This window comes from Borreliella bissettiae DN127, assembly GCF_000222305.1.
Classification (GTDB): domain Bacteria; phylum Spirochaetota; class Spirochaetia; order Borreliales; family Borreliaceae; genus Borreliella; species Borreliella carolinensis.
In genome coordinates, this window is record NC_015921.1 from 320,627 (window position 1) to 344,865 (window position 24,239).

At 28.7% G+C, this 24,239-nt stretch carries 19 protein-coding genes; 10 read left to right on the plus strand and 9 right to left on the minus strand.

What is annotated here, in order from left to right:
• From BBIDN127_RS01555 to BBIDN127_RS01575, 5 genes are all read right to left on the minus strand, one after another.
• The gene (locus BBIDN127_RS01555) at window positions 1-807 is read right to left on the minus strand and encodes an ABC transporter permease (RefSeq protein ID WP_014023559.1); all 807 of its coding nucleotides are present in this window, start codon (window positions 805-807) and stop codon (window positions 1-3) included.
• Window positions 808-1,740, minus strand: coding sequence for an ABC transporter permease (locus BBIDN127_RS01560; protein ID WP_014023560.1), 933 nt, complete (start codon window positions 1,738-1,740; stop codon window positions 808-810).
• Complete coding sequence (locus tag BBIDN127_RS01565) at window positions 1,737-3,197, minus strand: ATP-binding cassette domain-containing protein (RefSeq protein WP_014023561.1); 1,461 nt, start codon at window positions 3,195-3,197, stop codon at window positions 1,737-1,739. Before BBIDN127_RS01565 ends, BBIDN127_RS01560 begins: the two co-directional genes overlap by 4 nt.
• Window positions 3,197-4,249 (minus strand): BMP family ABC transporter substrate-binding protein, encoded by a 1,053-nt coding sequence (locus tag BBIDN127_RS01570; RefSeq protein WP_014023562.1) that lies wholly within the window; start codon window positions 4,247-4,249, stop codon window positions 3,197-3,199. The genes BBIDN127_RS01565 and BBIDN127_RS01570 overlap by 1 nt, the downstream gene beginning before the upstream one ends.
• Window positions 4,250-4,545: 296 nt before the next feature.
• Window positions 4,546-5,604 carry a FecR family protein gene (locus BBIDN127_RS01575; RefSeq protein ID WP_014023564.1) on the minus strand — a complete coding sequence of 353 codons (1,059 nt, stop codon included), beginning with the start codon at window positions 5,602-5,604 and terminating at the stop codon, window positions 4,546-4,548.
• 275 nt (window positions 5,605-5,879) lie between these two features.
• On the opposite strand from BBIDN127_RS01575, the gene BBIDN127_RS01580 reads away from it, so the two are divergent.
• Together BBIDN127_RS01580 and bamD are read left to right on the plus strand one after the other, a co-directional pair.
• Entirely contained in the window at window positions 5,880-7,016 is a 1,137-nt protein-coding gene (locus BBIDN127_RS01580) for a LysM peptidoglycan-binding domain-containing protein (RefSeq protein ID WP_014023565.1), read from the plus strand.
• Between the two features lie 94 nt (window positions 7,017-7,110).
• Window positions 7,111-7,470: an outer membrane protein assembly factor BamD gene (bamD, locus tag BBIDN127_RS01585; protein ID WP_014023566.1), complete on the plus strand. Its 360-nt coding sequence runs from the start codon at window positions 7,111-7,113 to the stop codon at window positions 7,468-7,470.
• A gap of 20 nt (window positions 7,471-7,490) precedes the next feature.
• Here the strand turns inward: bamD and BBIDN127_RS01590 are convergent, their stop codons facing one another.
• From BBIDN127_RS01590 to BBIDN127_RS01600, 3 genes are read right to left on the minus strand one after another with little or no spacing between them, the layout of a single operon-like run.
• The gene (locus BBIDN127_RS01590) at window positions 7,491-8,600 is read right to left on the minus strand and encodes a vWA domain-containing protein (RefSeq protein WP_014023567.1); all 1,110 of its coding nucleotides are present in this window, start codon (window positions 8,598-8,600) and stop codon (window positions 7,491-7,493) included.
• A 50-nt stretch (window positions 8,601-8,650) separates the two neighbouring features.
• Window positions 8,651-11,455 (minus strand): periplasmic flagellar collar protein FlcA, encoded by a 2,805-nt coding sequence (gene flcA / locus BBIDN127_RS01595; RefSeq protein WP_014023568.1) that lies wholly within the window; start codon window positions 11,453-11,455, stop codon window positions 8,651-8,653.
• Window positions 11,456-11,475: 20 nt separating this feature from the next.
• The gene (locus BBIDN127_RS01600) at window positions 11,476-12,372 is read right to left on the minus strand and encodes a 1-acyl-sn-glycerol-3-phosphate acyltransferase (protein WP_014023569.1); all 897 of its coding nucleotides are present in this window, start codon (window positions 12,370-12,372) and stop codon (window positions 11,476-11,478) included.
• A 405-nt stretch (window positions 12,373-12,777) separates the two neighbouring features.
• Here BBIDN127_RS01600 and BBIDN127_RS01605 point away from each other — a divergent pair, with 405 nt between their 5' ends.
• The 7 genes from BBIDN127_RS01605 (at window position 12,778) to BBIDN127_RS01635 (ending at window position 22,006) form a co-directional block, all read left to right on the plus strand.
• Window positions 12,778-14,349, plus strand: coding sequence for a peptide ABC transporter substrate-binding protein (locus tag BBIDN127_RS01605; protein ID WP_014023570.1), 1,572 nt, complete (start codon window positions 12,778-12,780; stop codon window positions 14,347-14,349).
• 114 nt (window positions 14,350-14,463) lie between these two features.
• Window positions 14,464-16,050, plus strand: coding sequence for a peptide ABC transporter substrate-binding protein (locus tag BBIDN127_RS01610; RefSeq protein ID WP_014023571.1), 1,587 nt, complete (start codon window positions 14,464-14,466; stop codon window positions 16,048-16,050).
• A 129-nt stretch (window positions 16,051-16,179) separates the two neighbouring features.
• Entirely contained in the window at window positions 16,180-17,805 is a 1,626-nt protein-coding gene (locus BBIDN127_RS01615) for a peptide ABC transporter substrate-binding protein (RefSeq protein WP_014023572.1), read from the plus strand.
• 362 nt (window positions 17,806-18,167) lie between these two features.
• Window positions 18,168-19,088: an ABC transporter permease gene (locus BBIDN127_RS01620; RefSeq protein ID WP_014023573.1), complete on the plus strand. Its 921-nt coding sequence runs from the start codon at window positions 18,168-18,170 to the stop codon at window positions 19,086-19,088.
• A gap of 12 nt (window positions 19,089-19,100) precedes the next feature.
• On the plus strand, window positions 19,101-20,150 hold the full coding sequence (locus BBIDN127_RS01625; protein WP_014023574.1) for an ABC transporter permease subunit: 1,050 nt from the start codon (window positions 19,101-19,103) through the stop codon (window positions 20,148-20,150).
• An 11-nt stretch (window positions 20,151-20,161) separates the two neighbouring features.
• Window positions 20,162-21,034, plus strand: coding sequence for an ABC transporter ATP-binding protein (locus BBIDN127_RS01630; protein ID WP_014023575.1), 873 nt, complete (start codon window positions 20,162-20,164; stop codon window positions 21,032-21,034).
• Entirely contained in the window at window positions 21,035-22,006 is a 972-nt protein-coding gene (locus BBIDN127_RS01635; RefSeq protein ID WP_014023576.1) for an ATP-binding cassette domain-containing protein, read from the plus strand. It abuts the gene before it with no gap.
• Window positions 22,007-22,026: 20 nt separating this feature from the next.
• On the opposite strand, the gene BBIDN127_RS01640 is transcribed toward BBIDN127_RS01635, so the two are convergent.
• Entirely contained in the window at window positions 22,027-22,758 is a 732-nt protein-coding gene (locus BBIDN127_RS01640) for an early set domain-containing protein (RefSeq protein ID WP_014023577.1), read from the minus strand.
• Window positions 22,759-22,896: 138 nt separating this feature from the next.
• Between BBIDN127_RS01640 and eno the strand changes: the two genes are divergently transcribed.
• Window positions 22,897-24,198 (plus strand): phosphopyruvate hydratase, encoded by a 1,302-nt coding sequence (gene eno / locus BBIDN127_RS01645; protein ID WP_014023578.1) that lies wholly within the window; start codon window positions 22,897-22,899, stop codon window positions 24,196-24,198.
• Window positions 24,199-24,239: the final 41 nt, after the last annotated feature.

Below are 24,239 nucleotides of genomic sequence, written 5' to 3' on the forward strand. Positions count from 1 at the left end.
CTAAGGTCTATCTTTTCTCTTAATCAACGAAACCAATATATTTATTATTATTGCTACATAAAATTGAAAAGAAAGAGAAAAATAAGAATTTACATACTCTTGGGTGCGAAAAAATTGATATTCAAAAAAAACTATCAAAAAAGAAATTGGGAAAATTAACAAAGGATTTGAAAATGCAATATAAAGAATGCAAACAGCAAGCCAACCATTGTTTAATCCTAAATTATAAGAGTAAGCATTAAGACTTACCGCAATAAATGAACCGGCAAGACTTGCCGTGAAAATTGATACAAAAATTGCAAAAGATTTAAAGAGATTGCTTATTTTCTCACCCAAAATGTCTTCATAATTACCCGAAGAGATAAATTCAAAAACTGCTCTAATTCTTGAATAACTTATAACATAAATAGTAATAAATAAAAAAATAAAAAAAATAGCAATAAAAACAAAAATCTCAAAATTTCCAGATAAATTTAAAGTAAAACCAGGAATAAAATTAAAATTACTCTTCATCAAATAATCAACCAAAAAATAACAAAAAATATTAATGCCTATTCCTGCTATAAAAATATCATAATTTTTCTTTACTACAAAAGATAAAAAAAATCCAAACAAAAAGCTAATAAAAAGAGTGAAAATAGTTGACATAAAAATGCCATATCCCAAATAGATGAAAAAAGACGTTAAAAATATTGAAAGATACGAAATGCCTTCAATAGATACATTTAAAAGCCCTATTTTTTCTGTATAAAGAACTCCAAGTGCTAAATACGAAAATACAAGAGCCTGTTCAAAAATACCAAACATCTATTTTTTCCTAACTTTAATCAAAAACAAAGATAAAAAAATTGCAATAGATTGACAAAGACCAATAAATTCATACTTAAAGTCATAATTTATATTAAGAAAATTATTAAATTCGATTAATATTGAAAACAATAGGCTAAAAAATAATACATAAATATAATTAAATCCTGAAATTACAGCAACAATTAGGCTACTCCAACCAAGTCCTGAGGTTAGCCCTAAGACCAAATACGGTTTAAAAAACACTACAAACATAGAACCTGCAAGACCATTTAAAAAAGCGCTGCCAAATACAGCGAAAAATTTATATTTAAATTCATTTATATTAAAAAAAATATCTATCTTTTTTTTATTGCTTAATATTTCAAGCTGAAGCCCATAAATAGTTTTTTTGTGCATAAAAACATAGAAAAGCCAAACTGACACACCAAACAAAACCAAGTAAATAAGTGATGAATCTAAAGCAAATAAACTATTAATCCTTTTTGTCTGATTCGACAAACTACCTGTCTTTAACATATTCAAAATAAATCCATCTACCAATCTTTGATTTCCATAAGATATTAAAAGACCTGTTAGAGCGCTATTTAATCCGAAAAAAAAAGTAATAAAAAAGGGAATAAGCCCCAAAAGTCCTACAAAAAAAGAACTTAAAAATATCCAAAATATAAAATTAAAATAGGTAAATCCAAAAAAACTTGAAAATATATAAACGAAAAATGCCCCAAAATAAACCTGACCTTCATTGCCAAGATTTAATGAATTACTCTTGGCACAAGTGGCAATGCCTGTGGCCATGATTAAAAATAAAATAAAGCGCCAAGATATCATCTTAATATAAGAAAATTGGAAAAAATCACCAAAAAAATAACTAATACTTAATATCGAAAAAGAAAAAATTAATGCCATAAAGCTATTTCTAAATAAGGTCATAAAAATAGCAATTCCTTTAATTTTTCTTTACTAATCTTTTCTCTAGATATGTTTAACAAAACTTCTCCCATTTTCATTGCTAAAATGTTATCAGAGAGTAAAAATAATTCATCTAAATTTGAAGTAATCAAAAGAACTGGCTTTTCTTTTGAATAATTACGAATAGCAACAGACATTTCATTATAAGCTTTGTGATCTAAATTGCTCAAAGGAGAAAAACAAATTAAAAAACTTTTTGCAATATACATCTCTCTGTAAAGAGCAAATTTTTTCAAAGTTCCTCCAGAAAATGCCAAAGATTTGGAATAAAGAATTTTATATATTTTCTCTTCACTATAAAATTCCATTTTCTTTTTAAAAAAATCTTTAATCTGATTAATGTAAGATTGCCTGATAAAAATTTTATTTTCAAAATTCATAAATTTAGCCAAAAAATTATCTAATATGCTGCTATTATCGGGGAATAAATTGCCAATACCTAAAGGTAAAAACCCCGCTTTACACTCAAAAATATTTATTCGCTCATATCTAATACCATCAATTTTTATACACCCAACAAAAACAAGCTCCCCTAAAAATAATTTTTCCCAAGTTTTAATTATAGCTTCTTCACCAATTATTCCTAAAACACCCCTTTTATTTAAAGAAAAGCTAACATCATATTTCCAAAAATCTTCGAAAAACAGATTGAACTTAATAGGATCTTTTTCAAACTTATTAAAATTAATATTTACAAAAAACATCTTATCACTAGAGGATTCAAGCCTGCTTAAAATCGATTCCTTGTTTATTGTTCTAAAGCACTTTCCATCTTTTAAAACAATAAATTCGTCGCTAAATTTTACAGCATCTGTAATTTCACTATGGGTAATAAAAAGAGAAGCAATTCCTGATTTCTTAAGCAATACAAGCAATTTTATAAAAGCTTGCGCTTCTTTTTGAGAAAAATAAGCAGCACTCTCATCAAAAATAATTATTTTTGCATTCTCTTTAAGAGCGGCAATAATAAGTAGAAAATAAATCTCTTTAATATTTAAATCTTTAATTTTCTTATCTAAATCAAAAGAAATTTTATAAAATTGCATAAGCCATCTATAATATTTATAGGTCTTAGATTTATTCATTGGCATGAAAAATGCATAACCAAACCAATATATACTCAAATATTCCCATACTCTTAAATTCATTTTCAAATTAGGAACTTGAGAAACAAGATAAATGCCGTTATTTTGAGCTTTATCTACATTCCAAGTTTTTTGCTTAATGCCATTTACCAATATTTCGCCAGTATCAAATTCAATAAGTCCAGCAATAATCTTGGCTAGGGTACTCTTTCCTTCTCCATTTTTACCAACTACTGTAAAAATTTTAACTTCCCCAATTTTTAAATTAATACTGTCTAAAATAGGTTTATCAATATCTGGGAAATACTTAACTATGTTTTTAAACTCTATCATTAATTTTGTTCCAAATTAATTTTTATACCCTTTTCACTAACCTCTTCTATTTTTTTTAAAAGATCTTCTTTTAACTTTTGACTGGTTTCCTCTAAATAAAAAACATTCGAAATATTAAATAAAACTCCTTTATGCTTTATACCAAAAATATCAGAACTTCCATAGTTAATCTCTGACTTAAGGGCCTTATCTAAAATATATGAAACATAATATTTTTGATTTGTAATTCCTGAACCAATAATATTTTCTTTACTGTCCAAATAATCTTCGTTATCAAAAAGAACCGCAAAAACATTACTCTCTCTAACAGAAGAAAGCACTCCTTCAACAGCAGGCCCCACAATAGGAAGTATTACCAAAGCCCCCGAATCTTTAATTAAAGAGTCTGATAGCAATTTAGCTAAATTGCTATCATGCCAATTGCCCAAAACTCGATAATAAACCTCAGATCTCATGCCAGTATCAAGAATGCCTTTTTTGAAATAACGATAAATATAATCACTCATGACAGGATAATTTTGACCTGCAATCAAAGCAGCATTCCCAAAGCCAGATTTAATAAATTCCTTTAAAAAAAGGCCCACATAATACCCTAGAATATATGCCTCTTCTGCAACATTATAAGAAACTGAATAAACTTGTTTGTTGGTATTTTTTACCAAAGAATCAAAAATGAGAAACTTGGTATGGGGATAATTACTTGAAACACTGTCAACAATGTCTTGCATAGCATTATTTGTAGTTATTAAAAAATCATATTTTTTTGAGGTTAATAGTTTTTCAAGCATTTCTATCCAATCGCTTTGATTAAATCCAGCTTCTAAAACTTTAATTTCAAGACTTTCATGCTTTTTTTTAAATTCAAACAAAGAATCATACATTTCTTTATAAGATGGAGATCCTGAAATAACACCAGGAATAAATAAAGCAATATTAGTTTTATTAGAAATATCAACCTTTTGCTTCTTAAAAAAAATTAAATAAACAAATAAATATAAATGAAATATCGTAAATAAAATCCAAAACCCTTTAAAAAACACGTTTTTACTCATACAAATAAAATATCCTTTTATTAATTGTTTATTAAATTCGCCTTAATGCCACAAAAGTCAAAGAAAAAAAATATCAATAACTAGCCATAAAAAATAAAGCCGCCAAAACTAATTAAAAAATTAATTATCCGAACACCTGAAAAACACATCTCTCCCCTTATTATAAAATTTTGGCAAAAAATTTTTGAGCCCAAATTTAATAAAATATTAAGCAAATTCTGAATGTGAATTTTAAATTCCGTTGTATATCATTTCATCTAACAAATAACTTTAACATAAAGCCAAATATATAAAAATTAAAATTCTCCAGGACGCAATAAATACAATTCATTAGCATTTAAATTGCTAGTAATATCATCATTTGAGCGTCTTAAATACATCTTTAGAGAATGGATTGTTTTAAAAAACTTATTTTTTAAAACATTTTTATTGGTTTTGTAATCTTTTAAAAATTTTGAAATGGGGCCGTGAACAGTTATTGAATTATCGAAAAAAGTAGAAAAATATTTCAAAATATCATCTACAAAATAAAACCTATTAGCCAAATCAACAAAATTATTAAAAAGTACTCCAATTCTACCCTTTAAATAATTAACATTTTTAATCATATCAACCCTGTTACCAAATTTATAATTTTTATCTTCCAAGCTCCATTTTGAATATATAGAATTAAATTTAAAATCTTTTATTAAATAATTATACATAAAGTCAAATCTAAAACTATCTTCAATATATTTTAAAATAAAAAAATATAAAAACCTTTTATTTAAAGACATAAAATTATCTTTAGCCATCCTTATAAAATTTTGATTAATACCATTTAGAGTACCTTCATTAACTTTGTGTAAAAAAGAGTTTCCATTAAAAAGCAAAAGACTGGAATTAGGAAAAATTAAATATTCGGCTTTATTAATGTGCCTGATTCTACCCTTATAAACATTAATAAAAAAATTATTAAAATAATCGCTATTGACATAAAATTTTGCAGTATTTTCAGCTTTAAACAGATTATTATCTGTTACAACAGAAAATGAAGATCCTTTAACAATGTTATAAACTACAGCATCAACACTTCCTCTAAATAAATACACTTTTGCATCTTGCAAATCTTTAAGAGAAGAATAAAACACAAAACTATTTGTATTTGAATAAAAAATTAAATCTGCAGAAATACCATTTATTTCATATAAATTTATTTTAAGCTTTGAATTTTCTCCAACCTCAATAAAATCATACTCAAAAATTTCGTCATCTAAATCCAACTTAACAGGAAATGTATTTCTAACAACATTAACTTTACCTTCTATTTCTTTTACAACTGCCACTTGAGAAAATAAAGCTCCACTTGAAAGCAATATTAAAAGGATATAATGATATATTCTAAAAATATAGTTCTCCTGATCTTTGAAAAACTTATAAATTTAATTATACCTTGTTTTACATAAATTTATTACACTTTGAACAATAGCAAAAAAGAAGTATAATTTAATTTAAGAATTAAAAATATTAAGTTTTTATTGACATACTATAATTGCTATACTAATAAAAATAGTTAAAGTAAGAACTTTAATATTTAGAGGTTCTTACTTTAAAAAGATAATAGAAGCCAAGTTATTAGAAGGGTGTATTTATGAATATAAAGAATAAATTAATATCGCTGCTGCTAATTGTAGTAGCAATCTCTTTTATCGCATGCAAAACGCCTCCAGAATCAAGAGAGAGTAAAAATGCTAAAATTGCACAACCAGATAATAAAAATTTTCAATTAAGAGATATAAAAGACATTAAAAATGAACTAATAAAAGAACGGGGACATCTTTTTTATTCCAAAGAGTTTAATGAAGCTGAAAGATTAGAAGAAGCAATGAAACAAAGTTTTTTTAAAAAAAAAGCAATAGAGGGAAATGAAATTGCTCTTAAAGTACTTGAAAGATACAAAACAATAATAAAAGAAACGCGGGAAAAAAAAGAAAAAACAAATTACCTTAAAGAAAATATTGAAAAGTATCTAAACGATGCAGAAGCAAATGAGGCATACATATGGATTCCATTGGAAATCGACGAAGTAAATAACTTATATTTTGAAGCAACAAGAAAATATAAAAATTACGATCTTGACAATGCCCTTGACATGTATAGCAAAGCCTTCAACAGAGCACAACAAGCAGCAAAAAATGCTAAAGAAGCCAAAGCTTTAAAAGAAACTGATGAGAGAATGTACAAACAATTAAAAGCGCTTGAAGCGGCTTCCAACTTGCCAATTTATAGCAATAATAAGCTTATAAAGCCATCTCCATGGAATGGTAGAGCATTTATTAAAGAAAGAAACAGTCACTTAAACCTTTTAAATACTAATAAAGACACTTATCTTCTTGGAGATGCAGAAACTTCAATTCCAATAGTACTAGCATACGAAGAAAGGGTAGGAATAGCAAAAAATTCCAAACCTCAAGAACAATTCAAAACATTAGAACTTATTGAACGATCTAGAACATTATGGGAAAAGGGGGTTGAAGCTAAAAACGTAAAAAACTTTAGACTTGCTAATGAATTATTTTTAGAATCTGCAAGATACCTTGAAGCTTATCAAAGCAATGCAAGCAGTGAGCTTTATGTAATAAAAATAGGCAATACCTTATGGGGCATTTCTAAAAAATTATACAACGACCCTTACTTATGGCCAAAAATTTGGTTTGCCAACAGACAAAAAATACAAAATCCAGATCTAATTCATTCTAACTGGAAGATAATAATTCCTGCCAAATAAGCAAAAACGATCATATAGCAAGGCCAAAGGCCTTGCTTTCTTGTTTTATATCTAATAAAATTAAATAATAAAAATATTCTAAAAGAGACAAAAAATGAAAAAGCTAATATTGCTAAACTTAATATTTATTTCCTGCTATACAATTAATTTAGAAAAATTAACAAAAGAAACTCCTTATGGAATTTATCTCAGAGAGGCTCAAAAAGCTATCAATGTTAATGATTATAACTCTGCTTTAAAAGCATACGAAAAAATGATTCAAAATTTCGCTCACAATCCAAATATAGTTGCTACTGGCAAATATGAAATTGCATTCATATACTATACAACAAACAAAACAGAAAAAGCAAAAAAAATCTTTCAAGAGTTAATAGCAAATAATATGGAAATGCCTAAATGGATTAAACCTTTAGCTAAAAAAATATTAAATAAAATAGAAAATAATAAAAAATAAGAATTTAAGAAATAAAATTTTTACTGGAATATTATTCCATAAATTGTAATATCTTTTTCCTTTGCAGAATTGATAACATCTTTATAAACAACAGACCCTCTTGGATACTCATGAGGAGGCGCATCTCCTATAACAATAATAAATCTTCTTTCTGCCCGCCAATCAAATTGAGTCACAGCAGCATCAATCCCCTCAAACACAGCTTCTGGATAATCTCCCCCGCCACCAACATTAACATATTTAAGAATATTATTTAAATAAGGAATAGTATTAAAATCAAAAGCTTTGGTTAAAAAATCTTCAAGATAGTCTTTATAAAAAACAAGACCTATCCTGTAGGACTTAAACTTTTGAAGTTGCGGCTCTATTATTGAAAACAAATGCTCTTTTAAAATCTCAATATTGCTTTTCATGCTGTCAGTAACGTCAATAACAAGCACTAAATCTAAATCATAAACTGAATCTTCTGAATCTTTTAAAATTTTGTTTATTTTATCAACAATATCAATGCCATTATTAGCAATAACAACTTCATCTGAAAATTTTGTAAAAGTGTCCTTTAATTCATTAAATTCAATTTTTCCATGCTTTTGGTTATCCTTGAAAAGCAATTCATAAGCATTGTCTTGATATCTACCCAAATAATCATTATACTTTTTCTCAAAAGATCTTATAGAAAACCAAAAGGGCTCTTTTTTGTTTTTTAATATTTCTAAGTCAATCTCACCACTTCTTGTTGAAAAATTTGGAAATCCATATTTTAATTTTTTTGGAATCAATATATGAAAGGCTTCTCCAAACTTTTTATTAGGAACAGGGGTGGAAGATGTCAATGATAAAAGTTCTTTATTCTTAATAACTCTTCCATTTAAAATCCGAATTTCATCGCCATTAACCTTATTATAACTTAATGTACGAAATGAATAAGTAGCCACATCTTTTTTCTTATCGGGAATTTCAAAAGACTCTGTCAATATTACTGATTTAATTGCAGGTTTTTTTCTAATAAAAAGATGAAATCCCTCTTCATGGGCCTCAACATAAACATCATCAATGCCTATTTTTAAAGAACCATCTTCAAATCCAAACAAATAAAAGCTAATAAAAAGAAATAAAAAAATTTTCTTCATAAGGAAGCCGCCCTCATAAATACCTCAAAACCAATGAATAATATCTATAATTAAAGTTTTTCAGATAAATTTTCATAAAATAAAACATTTGATTTAGAAAAACTATTCTTAAAAATATTCCTGAGATTTAAACTAGCAAGATCTTTTTTAACACTTTTTACCATATCTTCATCTCTATTTAATATATCAAAAATCCTAACTGATTCACTTAAATTACTAACTCCAGAATTAAAAAGTTTAGCATCTCTTATGGATGAAAAAGAAGCCATTACTTCTACAACCCCAAGATTATTATAAGTTTCAATTTCTTTTAACAAAAGAGTTTTATGATAATCATTTTCTTTGGGATTAAAATTTAAAACATTGGCCTTCTCTAATTCTAAATTCTGCATAACCCTTAAATAATAGCTCCTAGAAGCTAAAAAATCTCCTATCTTATAAAGAGTCAAGGCAATAGAATTTAAAACTTCGTTACTACTTGAAAACCCAGCCATGCTCTCTACTTTAAATAAATATTTCAATGCATCATCATAATTATTTTCTCTGTAACTAAGTAGTCCAACTTTATAGTAAACATCTGGATAATCAACACCCTCATTTATTGCCAATTTGTAAGAAGATATCGCAGACTTAAAGTCATTTAAAGATCTAAGAATATCGCCTTGCTTTTCATAAATTGAAGAAATCTCCTTAGATCCTTTTATAAGATTGTGTTTTTTATAAAAAGAATAATCACTCAAGGCCAAACCAATAATATTGCTAGCCCTAAGAGAATCTCGAGATTTTTCATAAATGTCTGCTAAAATTTTATAAGCCAATATCTTGTCCCCAGCATCTTCAATTGAATTTTTATGCCTAAAACTATTTAATGCTTTAAGTAAATAAACTTCGGCTTTCTTAAAATCCCCTATGTAATACGAATATCTTCCACTTTCAAAAAGCGCCCTGTCGTAATTAGGACTTTTATTTAATATTTTTCTGAGAATGTATTCAATCTCTGAATTCATATTAACATTATTGTCAAGCTTAAAAACAGTTCTACCATCATTTCTTTTAAAATCAGAAAATTCCTTATTCAATAAATTTGTTTGCCCATTAAGATAATTTAAATTTATAGCAAGATTATTTGCTCTTTGATTATAAGTAACAAGAGAAATATACTTGTCTACAAGCTTTTTAGCATATTTTGTATAAACAACTTCATCAATATCTACAATTTCATTTGACTTAATAAAATTATTAACATTGTTAGACTCAGTATCTAAATTAGCCTCAATATAAGCATTGAAAAGTTTAAATAAAATTTCCTTTTTTTGTCCATATTTAGAAAGCACAACCGTATAGCTATTAATACTATCTTTATAGTAATTAGAATTTATCTTAGCCCATTTAAAATAATTATCTCCCTTTAATACCAAGGCATCATAATCGTAAAGATCATAAGATATAATCTCATCAAGTATTGAATTAGCCTCAGAATGTTCTCCAATACCAATTTTCATAGAAGCATACGCAATATATCCTTCCTTATTAAACTTTTTTCGCCTTCTATTTGTAGAATTTTTAGAAAAAGGCTCAATCGTAAACAACTCCTCATACTTCTCTTCAGCGCTATCAAAATCTCTAACGTCTTCAAACGCTTTAGCATAATTGACAAACCATTTATCATTGGGCCTAATATAATAAGCATCTCTAAAGATAGCTTTTGCAAGCTCTCTTTTATTTGCATATATAGATTCTATGCCCTCTTTATACTTGCTCTCAGAAGCAACATAAAAAAATAATACATCTACTATAAAGTACAAAGAAACTAAAACTAAAACAACAAAAAGGGAAGCTATTTTTATCAAAGGTAGCAAAGCCCTTGAGACTCTATAACTTAATTTTTGTTGAAGTTTGCTAAATTCTTCCGCCTTAAAATAAATTAAAGGCAATTTAATAGATCGCCCAACAATATCCCCTACAAATTTAGCAATAAATTTTAACCTTTTTGTATTTTTTTCAACAAGGTCAATTAACGCTTCAAGTTTAAACCTTGAAACATTCTCCTTGGTTAAAGCCTCAGCAATTGCAATTCTTAAATTTCTAGGATAGGAATTTAAATGTTTTAAAAATAATGGATAATTAACTTTAAATTCTAAACGTTTAAAATTTGAATTTTGATCATACTCTAAAAATTTAAAATCATCTGCAACATTTTCAAAATCATCCTCATCAGCACCTAAATTCAAACTGTCTCCAGCAAACATCTCTGATTGTTCGTCTGTTTGGTTTTTACCATTAACCACATCACCAATATTAAATTCATTAGATTCATTGGATTGTAAAAAATTACTATCCCCCGAAACAGAAGAATCATTGCTAGCTTCAAAAAAATTATTATTACTCTGATTATTAATCAATTCTTCAGAACTTAATTCTGAAGAATTGATTAAATTATCAAAATCAAGCTTAGAAGCAATTTCTAAATCAACAGAATTATCATCAAGAACTTTGTCAATATCATTCTCAAAAGAATCGCCAGAAGAAACGTCAAAATCGTTATCCAAAGTTGAAAGCTCTGAGTCCGCATCAACCTTCAAGTCAGAACCACTTAAAGGTAATTTGGCATTAAAAATGTCAGAATAGGGTAATTTATCCTCACTCTCAAGAGCATCAAGCATAAAATTTAAATCAAGCTCATCATCATTTTCTTCTAAAGCAAGATCTTCACCTATCCAAGGAACAATACTCTCTCCAGGCTCAGGAAGCTTAACCTCCATACTCACGCCAAAAGATTCTTTAGATAATCTTTCATTAGAAAGATTATCTAATATTTCTCTTTTAAACTGTATTATCTTATCTAAATCAGGCATATTGCAATCAAGTTCCTAGCTCATAAAAAGCTCTTTTTATAAAATTCAAGCCCTTCTGCATGAAGAACATTAAAGCGATTTTCTAAATCTTCAGCAATTTTTAAACCCAAAACTTCCTTTGTAATCTCTGTCTGAGAATCTTTCAAGGTGTTTAAAATTTTATCCCTATATTCAACAATGCTTATAACCTTGTCAGCATTATAGATAAGGGAGTCCCTTTTAAAAACATCATGGGACATATCTCCATCCTCGGAAACTTCTAAAACATTTCCATTGACTCCGATCATCAAATAATAATCAAAAATTTTAAAATAATTGCCAATTTCTAAAATTACTTTTTTTGTTTCAGGTCTTCCTTTTCTATACCTAGTAGCGGTAGGAAAAATAAGTATAATGTACCCACTATTTTTCTTTTCATAAATATACTTCATAGAATTAGCATTAAAAACACGCCTTTGCCTAGCATGTTCTAAACCAACCCCAACAAATGCATGCGGTGGATACACTAATATTGCATTGTATCCCAAAGAAAGAGTTTTAACAAATAAATTATCTCTGAAAAGCTTAACTCCAGCTATTGGAATAATATGATCTGCAATATCACGGTAACCCATTTTATAAAGTAAAAATTGAAAACAAGGAAAATCAAAATTACTATAATGCTCCATTAATATAATTGAAGACTTGCCAGATTTAGTCTTTTGGTAAAGTTCTAAAATATTTTGCATGCCAACAATGGTAGATCCACTCTCGAGAAGCCTCTCTATCATCCTGTCTACTAATCTTCTACTATTAGAATCTGCATTTCGATAAGATTTATCCAAATAATTAACATTTTCAACAGACTTAAATTGACTTAAAAAGTCGCTTTCCATGTCTTTAAAATATTTATCAAAACTTTCATTTTGTACAAACATAAAACCAGAACCCTTTAAAGCATTCTATGTTGCCACTTAACCATTAGTTACATTATTTTATTTACTACAGACAAAAAGCTCTCTAAGACTAACAATAAATAACTAATATTAAACAGGCATACATTTTTTGAAAACATTTCAAACCATTATACCTTATTTACTACACAAATTAAAGTAAAATTTTAGCTTGTAACAATAGATAAATACTAAGAACTATTAAGGCTATTAGACTTTTTTTATTGTAAAAATTAAAGTAAAATTTAAATACAAGACAAATTAAAGTATCGGAGGCATATATATATTTAAAATTAAAACAAAATAAATATTCTTTATTAAAATTTATTAAAAAAGATTAATAAAGAATTAGAACAAAAGATATATAAAATATTGAAAAAGGAAAATCCCATGAAATATACAAAAATAGCCTTAATGCTAATAATTTTTTCTTTAATGGCATGTATTAATAATGCTAAAAAAGAAAAAATAGTTTTCAGAGTATCAAACTTAAGCGAGCCATCATCACTTGATCCTCAACTCTCAACAGACCTTTACGGTAGCAATATTATTACAAACCTATTCTTAGGCCTAGCAGTAAAAGATTCTCAAACCGGAAAATATAAACCAGGACTTGCAAAAAGTTGGAACATTTCTGAGGATGGAATCATTTACACATTTCACCTAAGAGAAGATATAGTTTGGAGCGATGGAGTTGCCATTACTGCTGAGGAGATAAAAAAATCATATCTAAGAATTTTAAATAAAAAAACAGCTGCAATGTATGCTAATTTAATAAAATCTACAATAAAAAACGCACAAGAATACTTTGATGAGACAGTACCTGAATCTGAACTTGGCATAAAAGCTATTGACAGCAAAACCCTAGAAATAACATTAAAATCTCCAAAGCCTTATTTTCCTGATATGCTAACAAACACAGCATACATACCCGTTCCAATGCATATTGTTGAAAAATATGGAGAAAATTGGACAAATCCTGAAAATATGGTTGCTAGTGGCGCATACAAACTTAAGGAAAGATCAATTAATGATAAAATCGTAATAGAAAAAAATGATAAATATTATAATGCAAAAAATGTAGAAATTGATGAAGTAATATTTTATCCAACAGAAGGTAGCGTAGCTTACAATATGTACATAAACGGTGAAATCGATTTTCTACAAGGAGCAGAAAAGAATAATTTAGAAGAAATTAAAATAAGAGATGATTATTACTCTGGATTAAAAAACGGAATGGCATACATAGCATTCAATACAACAAAAAAACCACTGGACAATTTAAAAGTTAGACAAGCCATCTCCCTTGCTATTGACAGAGAAACTTTAACTAACGTGGTTTTAAAGGGAAGTTCAGATCCAACAAGAAACCTAACTCCAAAATTTGATGATTATTCTTATGGAAAAAATTTAATACTATTTGACCCTGAGAATGCAAAAAAACTTTTAGCTGAAGCTGGATATCCGGATGGGAAAGGATTTCCCACATTAAAATATAAAATCTCGGGAGGTAGGCCAACAACAGCAGAATTCTTACAAGAACAATTTAAAAAAATACTAAACATTAACTTAGAAATCGAAAATGAAGAGTGGACAACATTTTTAGGAAGCAGAAGAACTGGAAATTACCAAATGTCAAGCGTGGGATGGATAGGAGACTATTTTGATCCTTTAACATTCTTAGACAGCTTATTTACAACAGAAAATCATTTTTTTGGAGCATACAAATATTCAAACAAAGAGTATGATGCTTTAATAAAAAAATCTAATTTTGAACTTGACCCAATAAAAAGACAAGACATTTTAAGACAAGCTGAAGAGATAATAGTAGAAAAAGATTTTCCTATGGCACCTTTATTTATACCTAAATCCCATTACCTTTTCAGAAATGATAAATGGACGGGGTGGATACCAAATATTGCAGAAAGCTATTTATATGAAGATATTAAAACTAAAAAATAATAAAATTAAGTAAAATAAGTAATTTTAAAATTAAGATTTAAAATTAATATCTACGGAAAGATTAAATTAAAATTAAATTTTAAAGCAAACTTTAAAATGGAGGTATAAAAATTTATGAAATTACAAAAGTCATTATTTTTAATAATATTTTTTCTAGCTTTTCTTTGTTGTACTAATAAGGAAAAAAAAGAAGGAGTATCATTTAAAATAAGCTTGGGGGCAGAGCCAAGCAGTCTTGACCCTCAATTAGCAGACGATAATGTTGCATCAAAAATGATAGACACATTGTTTAAAGGGCTTGTTACAGGAGATCCTAATACTGGAGGAAACAAACCTGGACTTGCAAAAGGATGGGATATTTCTCCCGATGGAAAAGTTTACACATTTAACCTAAGAGAAAAAATCACTTGGAGCGATGGAGTTGCGATCACTGCAGAAGGAATTAGAAAATCTTATCTTAGAATCTTAAATAAAGAAACTGGTTCAAAATACGTTGAAATGGTTAAATCAGCAATTAAAAACGGTCAAAAATATTTTGATGGTGAAGTGTCTGACTCTGAACTTGGAATTAGAGCGATTAACGAAAAAACATTAGAAATAACACTAGAATCGCCAAAGCCTTATTTCATTGACATGTTAGTACACCAATCATTTATTCCAATACCAATTCATGTTACTGAAAAATACGGACAAAGCTGGACAAGCCCTGAGAACATGGTTACAAGCGGACCTTTTAAATTAAAAGAAAGAATTCCTAACGAAAAATATGTCTTTGAAAAAAATGATAAATACTACAACTCAAATGGAGTAGAAGTAGAAGAGATTACATTTTATACAACAAATGACAACGCAACAGCATATAAAATGTACGAAAATGAAGAACTAGATGCAATCTTTGGATCCATACCACCAGATTTAATCAAAGATCTAAAATTAAGAAGCGATTATTACTCATCAGCTGTTAACGCCATATACTTTTACGCATTCAATACGCAAATCAAACCACTTGACAATGTTAAAATCAGAAAAGCCTTAACCCTTGCTATTGACAGAGAAACACTTACATATAAAGTTCTTGACAACGGAACTACTCCTACAAGAAGAGCAACTCCCAACTTTAGTTCATATTCTTATACAAAAAATTTAGAATTATTTAATCCTGAAATTGCAAAAACCCTTCTAGCTGAAGCTGGGTATCCAGATGGGAAAGGATTTCCAATTTTAAAATTAAAATACAATACAAACGAAGCAAATAAAAAAATTTGTGAATTTATTCAAAACCAATGGAAAAAAAATTTAAATATTAATGTAGAACTTGAAAACGAAGAATGGACAACCTACTTAAATACTAAGGCAAACGGAAATTATGAAATAGCAAGAGCAGGATGGGTAGGCGATTATGCTGATCCTTTGACATTTTTAAGCATATTCACACAAGGATACACACAATTCTCATCTCACAATTACTCAAACCAAGAATACAACGAACTTATTAAGAAATCCGATCTTGAACTTGATCCAATAAAAAGACAAGACATCTTAAGACAAGCAGAAGAAATAATTATTGAAAAAGATTTTCCAATAGCCCCAATATACATATATGGTAATAGTTACCTTTTCAGAAATGACAAATGGACAGGCTGGAATACCAATATTTTAGAAAGATTTGATTTATCTCAACTAAAATTAAAAAATAAATAATTAATACTTAATTTAATCAAATAAAAATCGTCTATTAATCTATTTCTTATGGACGATTTTTATTGACTTTATTCTAAAAAAAAGATAGCTTAAAATTTATAAATAATTTTATTTTGGGAAAAGGTTAATATGAACTTTAATAAAACTAAAAAAATAGGTAAAAAATTTAAAATAGTAACACTGCTTATGCTTGCCGTGTCTTTAATTGCATGCAATAATAATTCAGAAAAAGAAAAATTATCATTTAAAGTATACATAGGAGGAGCACCTTCATCGCTTGACCCGCATTTGGTAGATGAGACAATCGGAGCAAGAATTTTAGAACAAATATTCTCAGGACTTTTGACATTAAATACCAAAACGGGAAAGATAAAGCCTGGACTTGCTAAAAATTGGGAAGCCTCAAAAGATAAAAAAACATACCAATTTTATCTAAGAGATAACCTTGTTTGGAGCGATGGTGTTGAAATTACTGCTGAAGGGATAAGAAAATCTTTTTTAAGAATTTTAAATAAAACAACAGGATCTACACATGTTGACATGCTTAAATCAATAATAAAAAATGGACAAGAGTATTTTGATGGAAAAGTCTCTGATTCTGAACTTGGAATTAAGGCAATTGACAGCAAAACATTGGAAATAACACTTACATCTCCAAAGCCCTATTTTCTTGAATTACTTCTACATCACACATTCATGCCAGTACCTATTCACGTTATTGAAAAATATAAGGGAAATTGGACAAGCCCTGAAAACATGGTTACTAGCGGTCCTTTTAAATTAAAAAAAAGATTACCTAATGAAAAAATTATATTTGAAAAAAACGACCGCTATTATAATGCAAAAGAAGTAGAACTTGATGAGCTTGTCTACATTACATCTGACAATGATCTGACTGTATATAATATGTACAAAAACAACGAAATTGATGCTATTTTTAACAGCATCCCACCAGACATTGTAAATGAAATAAAACTACAAAATGACTATTATCAACACAAAAGTAATGCAATTTATTTATACTCGTTTAATACAAAAATAAAGCCCCTTGATGATGTTAGAGTTAGAGAGGCTTTAACACTAGCTATTGACAGAGAAACTTTAACTTACAAAGTGCTAAATGATGGTACAGTCCCTACAAGAGAAATAACCCCTGATCTTGAAAATTACAATTACGGTAAAAAATTAGCTTTATTTGATCCTGAAAAATCCAAAAGGCTTTTAGCAAAAGCTGGATATCCTAGTGGAAAAGGATTCCCAATGCTAACACTAAAATATAATACAAACGAAACTCATAAAAAAATTGCCGCATTTATTCAAAACCAATGGAAAAAAATTCTAAATATAAATCTTATGCTTACTAACGAAAATTGGCCTGTTCTTACCAATAGCAGAAATACGGGCAATTTTGAAATAATAAGAGTTGGGCGCATTGGGGAATACTTAGATCCACACACATACTTTACTATATTCACAAGCGAAAATTCACAACTTGCATCCTACAGATATTCAAACCCAGAATTTGACAAACTCATCAGAGAATCGGATTTTGAAAAAGATCCTATAAAAAGAAAACAATTACTCAGAAAAGCAGAATCAATAATAATTGAAAAAGATTTCCCTGCCGCACCAATATACATATATTCTGGGCACTATCTTTTCAGAAACGATAAATGGACTGGGTGGAGCCCTAATGTATCAGAGGTTTATTATCTTTCTGAATTAAAACCAATTAAAAATGCAAAGCATAATTAATTTTTAAAAAGGCTTAATATCAATAAAAATAATATTTAAGCCTAATATAAAAGCAAAGCTGCCTAAATCTTAAGATAATAGCTTTGTTTAAAGCAAAAATACACAAATAATGTGTAAGATTCTATAATAATTTTACTTAGAATCTTACACAAAAAAATTCTTCTCAAATCAAGAGAATAAAATTTTAAATAAAAAATTAAAATCAAAAATACATTTTATTGAAAATTAAATTATTAATTATAATACAAAAAGCCTCTTATTCTATCAAAAATTATGAACTACAGCTTGAAAAACAATAAAGACTATATGATATAATTGACTAATATGTAATGTTGCCAATATCTATTCACAAAGGAGCAAAAATGTTAAAGTTTACTTTAAAAAAAATAATAGGAATGATACCAACTTTACTAGTAATAATTTTTCTATGCTTTTTTGTAATGAGAATGGCTCCTGGAAGTCCATTTGATTCTGAAAAACCCATTGATCCTCAAGTAAAAGCAAGATTGATGGAAAAATATCATCTTGACAAACCTTTTTATATTCAAGCTTTTCATTATATTTCAAATGCTCTCAAAGGAGATCTGGGACCTTCTTTAAAAAAGAAAGATCTTACAGTTAATCAATATATAAAATTAGGATTTCCAAAATCACTTACACTAGGAGTAATATCCCTTATTATATCACTATCAATAGGAATACCAATAGGTATATTGGCTGCTATTTATAAAAATACTTATGTAGATTACATAATAACATCAATAGCAATATTAGGGATTTCCATACCATTATTCGTAATAGGACCAATTTTACAATACTTTTTTGCAATTAAATGGGGTTTGCTTTACACCTCTGGATGGATTACAGAAAGAGGAGGATTTTCAAATTTAATTCTACCCATAATAACTCTTAGCATGCCTAATGTAGCTATTTTCGCAAGAATAATCAGAGGATCAATGCTAGAAATAATACAGAGTGACTTTATAAGAACTGCACGTGCAAAAGGGCTAAGCTTCAAAAAAATAGTTATAAAACACATGTTAAGAGGAGCAATGCTGCCTGTAGTAAGCTACATAGGCCCAGCATTTGCTGCTATAATATCTGGAAGCGTAGTTATTGAAAAAATATTTAGAATTGCTGGAATGGGAATGTTTATAACAGAATCCGCACTAAACAGAGATTACCCAGTATTGATGGGAGGATTGTTAGTATATTCAATAATACTACTTATTTCTATATTAATATCAGACATTATATATAAAATGTTGGATCCAAGAATATAAGGGGAAATCAAAATGAATAGCCTTGAAAAACAAAATGAGCAAAACAATTCTAAAATTGAAAGAAGAGCTTGGTCAAGATTTAAAGAAAATAAACTGGCGTTTGGCAGTCTTTTTGTAATTGGATTTTATATCTTAATTGCCATTTTACAACCAATATTACCAATATATAAATACCATACTCAAATAGTAGAGCATTCCGATTTGCCACCATCTTTCCAGATTGCTGGAGAACTCTGGTATAATAAAGAAAAAAAATTTATTGAAAAATTAGCAAAAAAAGAAAAAAGAGAAATAAATGAAGAAGAACTAAAAAAGCTCGAAGACATAAAAAGAAAAATAGAAAATGAAGTTCAAATTATAGATAAAAAGAAAGTAAAAATACACAAAAGAGTATATTTGCTTGGTACAGACAATCTTGGAAGAGATTTGCTTGCAAGACTAATACAAGGCAGTCAAATTTCTCTTTCTGTAGGATTTATTGGGGCTTTTTTGTCCATGATAATAGGAACTATTCTTGGATCAATAGCGGGATTTTTTGGGGGATTGACTGATAAGGTAATAACTAAAATAATCGAAATTCTTTATGTATTGCCCTATTTACTTATTGTAATAATACTAATGGCAATATTGGAAAGAAGTATAATAGGATTATTCATAGCACTTGCATTTGTATCATGGTTAACAGTAGCTCGAGTTGTACGAGGCCAAGTACAATCACTATCCAGTTCAGAATTTATACAAGCGGCCAAAACTCTTGGCGCAACAAATCAAAGAATAATCTTAAAACACTTAATCCCTAATAGCATTGGAATGATAGTTATATTCACAACAATAAGGGTTCCAAGCTTTATTATGGCCGAAGCATTTTTATCCTTTTTGGGTCTTGGAATTTCAGCTCCAATGACAAGCTGGGGAGAATTAGTGCAAAATGGAATTGCAACATTTGTTGAATATCCATGGAAAGTTTTTATTCCAGCTATAGTTATGACAATATTTCTATTATTTATGAACTTTTTAGGTGATGGGCTAAGGGATGCTTTTGATCCAAAAGACAGTATCTAAGGAGAAATTGAATGGAAAAAGATAATATATTGGAAATAAAAAACTTAACAATTGAATTTAGATTAAAACATACAACAATCCATCCCGTAAGCAATGTTAACCTATCTGTAAAAAGAGGAGAAATTAGAGCTATTGTTGGAGAATCTGGAAGTGGAAAATCAGTAACAAGCATGGCTATTTTAAAATTATTGCCGGAACTTACAACAGTATATAAAAGTGGAGAAATACTATTTGAAAATCAAGATCTGCTAAAACTTAGCGAAAAAGAACTTTTAAAAATTAGAGGTAATAAAATATCAATGATATTTCAAGACCCAATGACTTCATTAAACCCATTTTTAAGAATATCAACACAACTTGAAGAAACAATAATCTTGCACCAAGGATTAGGGAAGAAAGAAGCCAAAGAAAAAGCAATCGAAATGTTAAAAACTGTTGGTGTTGTAAACGCAGAAGAGAGAATAAAACATTTCCCGCATCAATTTTCAGGAGGAATGAGACAAAGAGTTATGATTGCTATGGCTCTTAGCTGTCATCCATCCTTACTAATAGCAGATGAACCAACAACAGCCCTTGATGTTACAATCCAAGAGCAAATATTATTATTAATCAAAAACCTATCTAAAAAATTCAATACTTCTACCATATTTATAACTCATGATCTTGCGGTTGTTGCTGAAATTTGTGATACCGTATCTGTAATGTATCAAGGAAAAATTGTAGAAGAAGGAACAGTAGAGGAAATATTTAACAATCCTAAACATCCTTACACCATTGGGCTTTTAAAATCAATTCTTACGCTAGAACACGATCCAAATAAAAAACTTTATTCAATAAAAGAAAACCCCATTAAGATCACAAAAACCAGCGCTGAGGAGTTTTAAATGAGCAGTAAAAAAGAAATAATTCTTAAAGTAGAAAACTTAATGCAAACATTTACAACAGGAGAAGATTTTTTATTTTGGAAAAACAAACAAAAAGTAAATGCGGTAAACAATGTTAGCTTTGAAGTTGAAAAAAATAAAACTTTGGGACTCGTAGGAGAATCTGGATGTGGCAAATCTACTACTCTTCGATCAATAATGCAACTTTACACACCAACTTCTGGAAATATTTACTTTAACGAAAAAAACATAACCAAACTTTCAAAAAAAGAACTCTTAAAAACAAAAAAAGATATGCAAATGGTATTCCAAGATCCTCATACTTCGCTTGATCCAAGAATGACAATAAAGGAAATAATAGCAGAACCACTAGAAATATACAATGAAAACAAAATTCTTCCAAAAACAAAGCAAGAAATAGAAAAAAGGGTAAACGAACTAACAGATATCGTCGGATTACATAAAAGCATGTTAACCAGATATCCTCATGAATTTTCAGGGGGACAAAGACAAAGAATAGGAATTGCTAGAGCACTAGCTTTAAATCCTAAGCTTTTGCTTTTAGACGAAGCCGTTTCTGCGCTTGATGTATCAATCAGAGCTCAAATTTTAAATCTACTAAAAACTCTGCAAAAAGAATTCAATTTGTCTTATTTATTTATTTCTCACGATCTTGCTGTAGTAAAATACATGAGTGATAAAATTGCCGTAATGTACCTTGGAGTTATCCTAGAACTTGCACCCAGAGAAACGCTATTTTCAAACCCAATTCATCCATATACTAAAATGCTAATAGCATCAATTCCTGAGATCAACCCCGAAAAACGAAAAAATAAAAATATAAAACTGGATGAACAAACTCTAGCAAACATTAGAAAAATTCATTTATCAACCCAAGTACACCCAAAACTTGAAGAAATAGAAAAAGATCACTTTGTATCTAAATACCTTTTTGATGAAATGAATAAATAATTAATTAAATGATTTAAAAGTTACTTATGGTCAAAATAGGAGACTTCAAAATCTATTTTATTATCAATTCCCTCAACGAAGTATAAATTAATTCTATTAACATTATTTTTATCTATTACTTTGTTACCAGAATCAATAAAATAATAATAAATTCTATCCTTGGGTAAATTTTTAAGCTTAATAGTATAAATTCCCTTATTATCCTCTTTCTCAATAAGCCTATTTAAAAAAGGATTAAAATTATTAAAACTACCAGCTATTGTAACTATTTGTCCGGGACGACCTATATAAAAAATTTCAATTTCATTGTTATCATATGATTGTATTGGATTTCTCAAAGAAATATAACTAGACTTTTCTTTAGCAACCTTAATTTTAGAAAATGGGATTAAATCTTCATTATAAACCACATTTTTATTATACTCATCATTAGTCCAAACACCGTCTACAATAAGCCTATATTTTATATTGCTTGTGCCATGAGGAATATTGACCTTAACAAAAAAAACTCCATGCTCATTTTTTTTATATAAATATTTCTTAGAATACTGATCAAAATCAAAGGCAGCAAAAATTTTTCTAATTTCCTTATTGGGAGGATAAAACAATAATATACGATTGGAATCAACCATAGGCTCAAAATTGTCTTTTCTTGTTGAAACTTCTAGAAATTCATTTAAACTTAAATCAAAATCATAAATTAAATAATCATCTGAAAAAAGATTGTTAACGCATAAAGCTACAAAAACCAATAAATACAAACACCTTTCTTTCATCGATTATACGCAAAACTCACAATAATAATTCTTTTGGTAAAATGCTACACATTTAAACTTTTTAACATTATACTAAAAACATACAGTAAAGTAAATATTCAAGGAGTATAAAAAATGGGTTTTCACATTTATGAAATCAAAGCCAGACAAATTATTGATTCTAGAGGGAATCCAACAGTTGAAGCTGATGTCATTTTAGAAGATGGAACTTGCGGAAGAGCTGCCGTACCATCAGGTGCATCAACAGGAATTAACGAGGCTGTTGAGCTTAGAGATGGAGATAAGTCTGTATATATGGGGAAAGGGGTTTTAAAAGCAATTGAAAATATAAAAAACATAATTGCCCCAGAACTTGAAGGCATGAGCGCCTTAAATCAGGTTGCAATCGACAGAAAAATGCTTGAACTTGATGGCACCCCTACAAAAGAAAAACTTGGCGCTAATGCAATCTTAGCAGTTTCAATGGCTACAGCCAAAGCTGCTGCAAAATATCTTGGACTTAAGCCTTATCAATATCTTGGAGCGTACAAAGCTAACATTTTGCCTACACCTATGTGTAATATTATTAATGGTGGTGCACACTCAGACAACTCTGTTGACTTTCAGGAGTTCATGATAATGCCAGTAGGAGCGAAAACTTTTAGTGACGCAATAAGAATGGCAGCAGAAGTTTTTCATACGCTAAAGGGCATTCTAAGCAGCAAAGGATATGCAACTTCTGTTGGAGATGAAGGGGGATTTGCTCCAAATTTGAAATCAAATGAAGAAGCTTGTGAAGTGATTATAGAGGCAATAAAGAAAGCGGGATATGAGCCTGGGAAAGACATTGCAATAGCTCTTGATCCAGCAACATCCGAGCTTTATGATCCAAAAACAAAAAAATATGTACTTAAATGGTCAACAAAAGAAGAACTTACTTCCGAACAGATGGTTGAATATTGGTCAAAATGGGTAGAAAAATATCCAATTATTTCAATTGAAGATGGCATGGCTGAAGAAGATTGGGATGGATGGAAAAAACTTACAGACAAAATTGGAAACAAAATACAACTTGTTGGAGATGATTTGTTTGTAACAAACACCTCGTTTCTTAAAAAAGGAATTGAAATGGGAGTTGCTAATTCAATCCTTATTAAGGTCAATCAAATTGGAACACTAACAGAAACATTTGAAGCTGTGGAAATGGCTAAAAAAGCAGGTTACACAGCAATAGTCTCCCACAGATCAGGAGAAACAGAAGATACAACAATAGCTGATCTTGTAGTGGCTCTTGGAACAGGACAAATCAAAACCGGTTCACTCTCAAGAACAGACAGAATAGCAAAATATAATCAACTCATAAGAATAGAAGAAGAATTGGAAACAATTGCTGAATACCACGGTAAAAGCGTCTTTTATTCTATTAAACAAATATAAAAAAAATCCCTGTAAAGGGATTTTTTTTAATTAAATAAAAA

Coding starts and splice junctions, on each gene's coding strand:
- BBIDN127_RS01555 (WP_014023559.1), bottom strand. CDS start 807: ATGTTTGGTATTTTTGAACAGGCTCTTGTATTTTCGTATTTAGCACTT.
- BBIDN127_RS01560 (WP_014023560.1), bottom strand. CDS start 1,740: ATGACCTTATTTAGAAATAGCTTTATGGCATTAATTTTTTCTTTTTCG.
- BBIDN127_RS01565 (WP_014023561.1), bottom strand. CDS start 3,197: ATGATAGAGTTTAAAAACATAGTTAAGTATTTCCCAGATATTGATAAA.
- BBIDN127_RS01570 (WP_014023562.1), bottom strand. CDS start 4,249: ATGAGTAAAAACGTGTTTTTTAAAGGGTTTTGGATTTTATTTACGATA.
- BBIDN127_RS01580 (WP_014023565.1), top strand. CDS start 5,880: ATGAATATAAAGAATAAATTAATATCGCTGCTGCTAATTGTAGTAGCA.
- bamD (WP_014023566.1), top strand. CDS start 7,111: ATGAAAAAGCTAATATTGCTAAACTTAATATTTATTTCCTGCTATACA.
- BBIDN127_RS01590 (WP_014023567.1), bottom strand. CDS start 8,600: ATGAAGAAAATTTTTTTATTTCTTTTTATTAGCTTTTATTTGTTTGGA.
- flcA (WP_014023568.1), bottom strand. CDS start 11,455: ATGCCTGATTTAGATAAGATAATACAGTTTAAAAGAGAAATATTAGAT.
- BBIDN127_RS01600 (WP_014023569.1), bottom strand. CDS start 12,372: ATGTTTGTACAAAATGAAAGTTTTGATAAATATTTTAAAGACATGGAA.
- BBIDN127_RS01605 (WP_014023570.1), top strand. CDS start 12,778: ATGAAATATACAAAAATAGCCTTAATGCTAATAATTTTTTCTTTAATG.
- BBIDN127_RS01610 (WP_014023571.1), top strand. CDS start 14,464: ATGAAATTACAAAAGTCATTATTTTTAATAATATTTTTTCTAGCTTTT.
- BBIDN127_RS01615 (WP_014023572.1), top strand. CDS start 16,180: ATGAACTTTAATAAAACTAAAAAAATAGGTAAAAAATTTAAAATAGTA.
- BBIDN127_RS01620 (WP_014023573.1), top strand. CDS start 18,168: ATGTTAAAGTTTACTTTAAAAAAAATAATAGGAATGATACCAACTTTA.
- BBIDN127_RS01625 (WP_014023574.1), top strand. CDS start 19,101: ATGAATAGCCTTGAAAAACAAAATGAGCAAAACAATTCTAAAATTGAA.
- BBIDN127_RS01630 (WP_014023575.1), top strand. CDS start 20,162: ATGGAAAAAGATAATATATTGGAAATAAAAAACTTAACAATTGAATTT.
- BBIDN127_RS01635 (WP_014023576.1), top strand. CDS start 21,035: ATGAGCAGTAAAAAAGAAATAATTCTTAAAGTAGAAAACTTAATGCAA.
- eno (WP_014023578.1), top strand. CDS start 22,897: ATGGGTTTTCACATTTATGAAATCAAAGCCAGACAAATTATTGATTCT.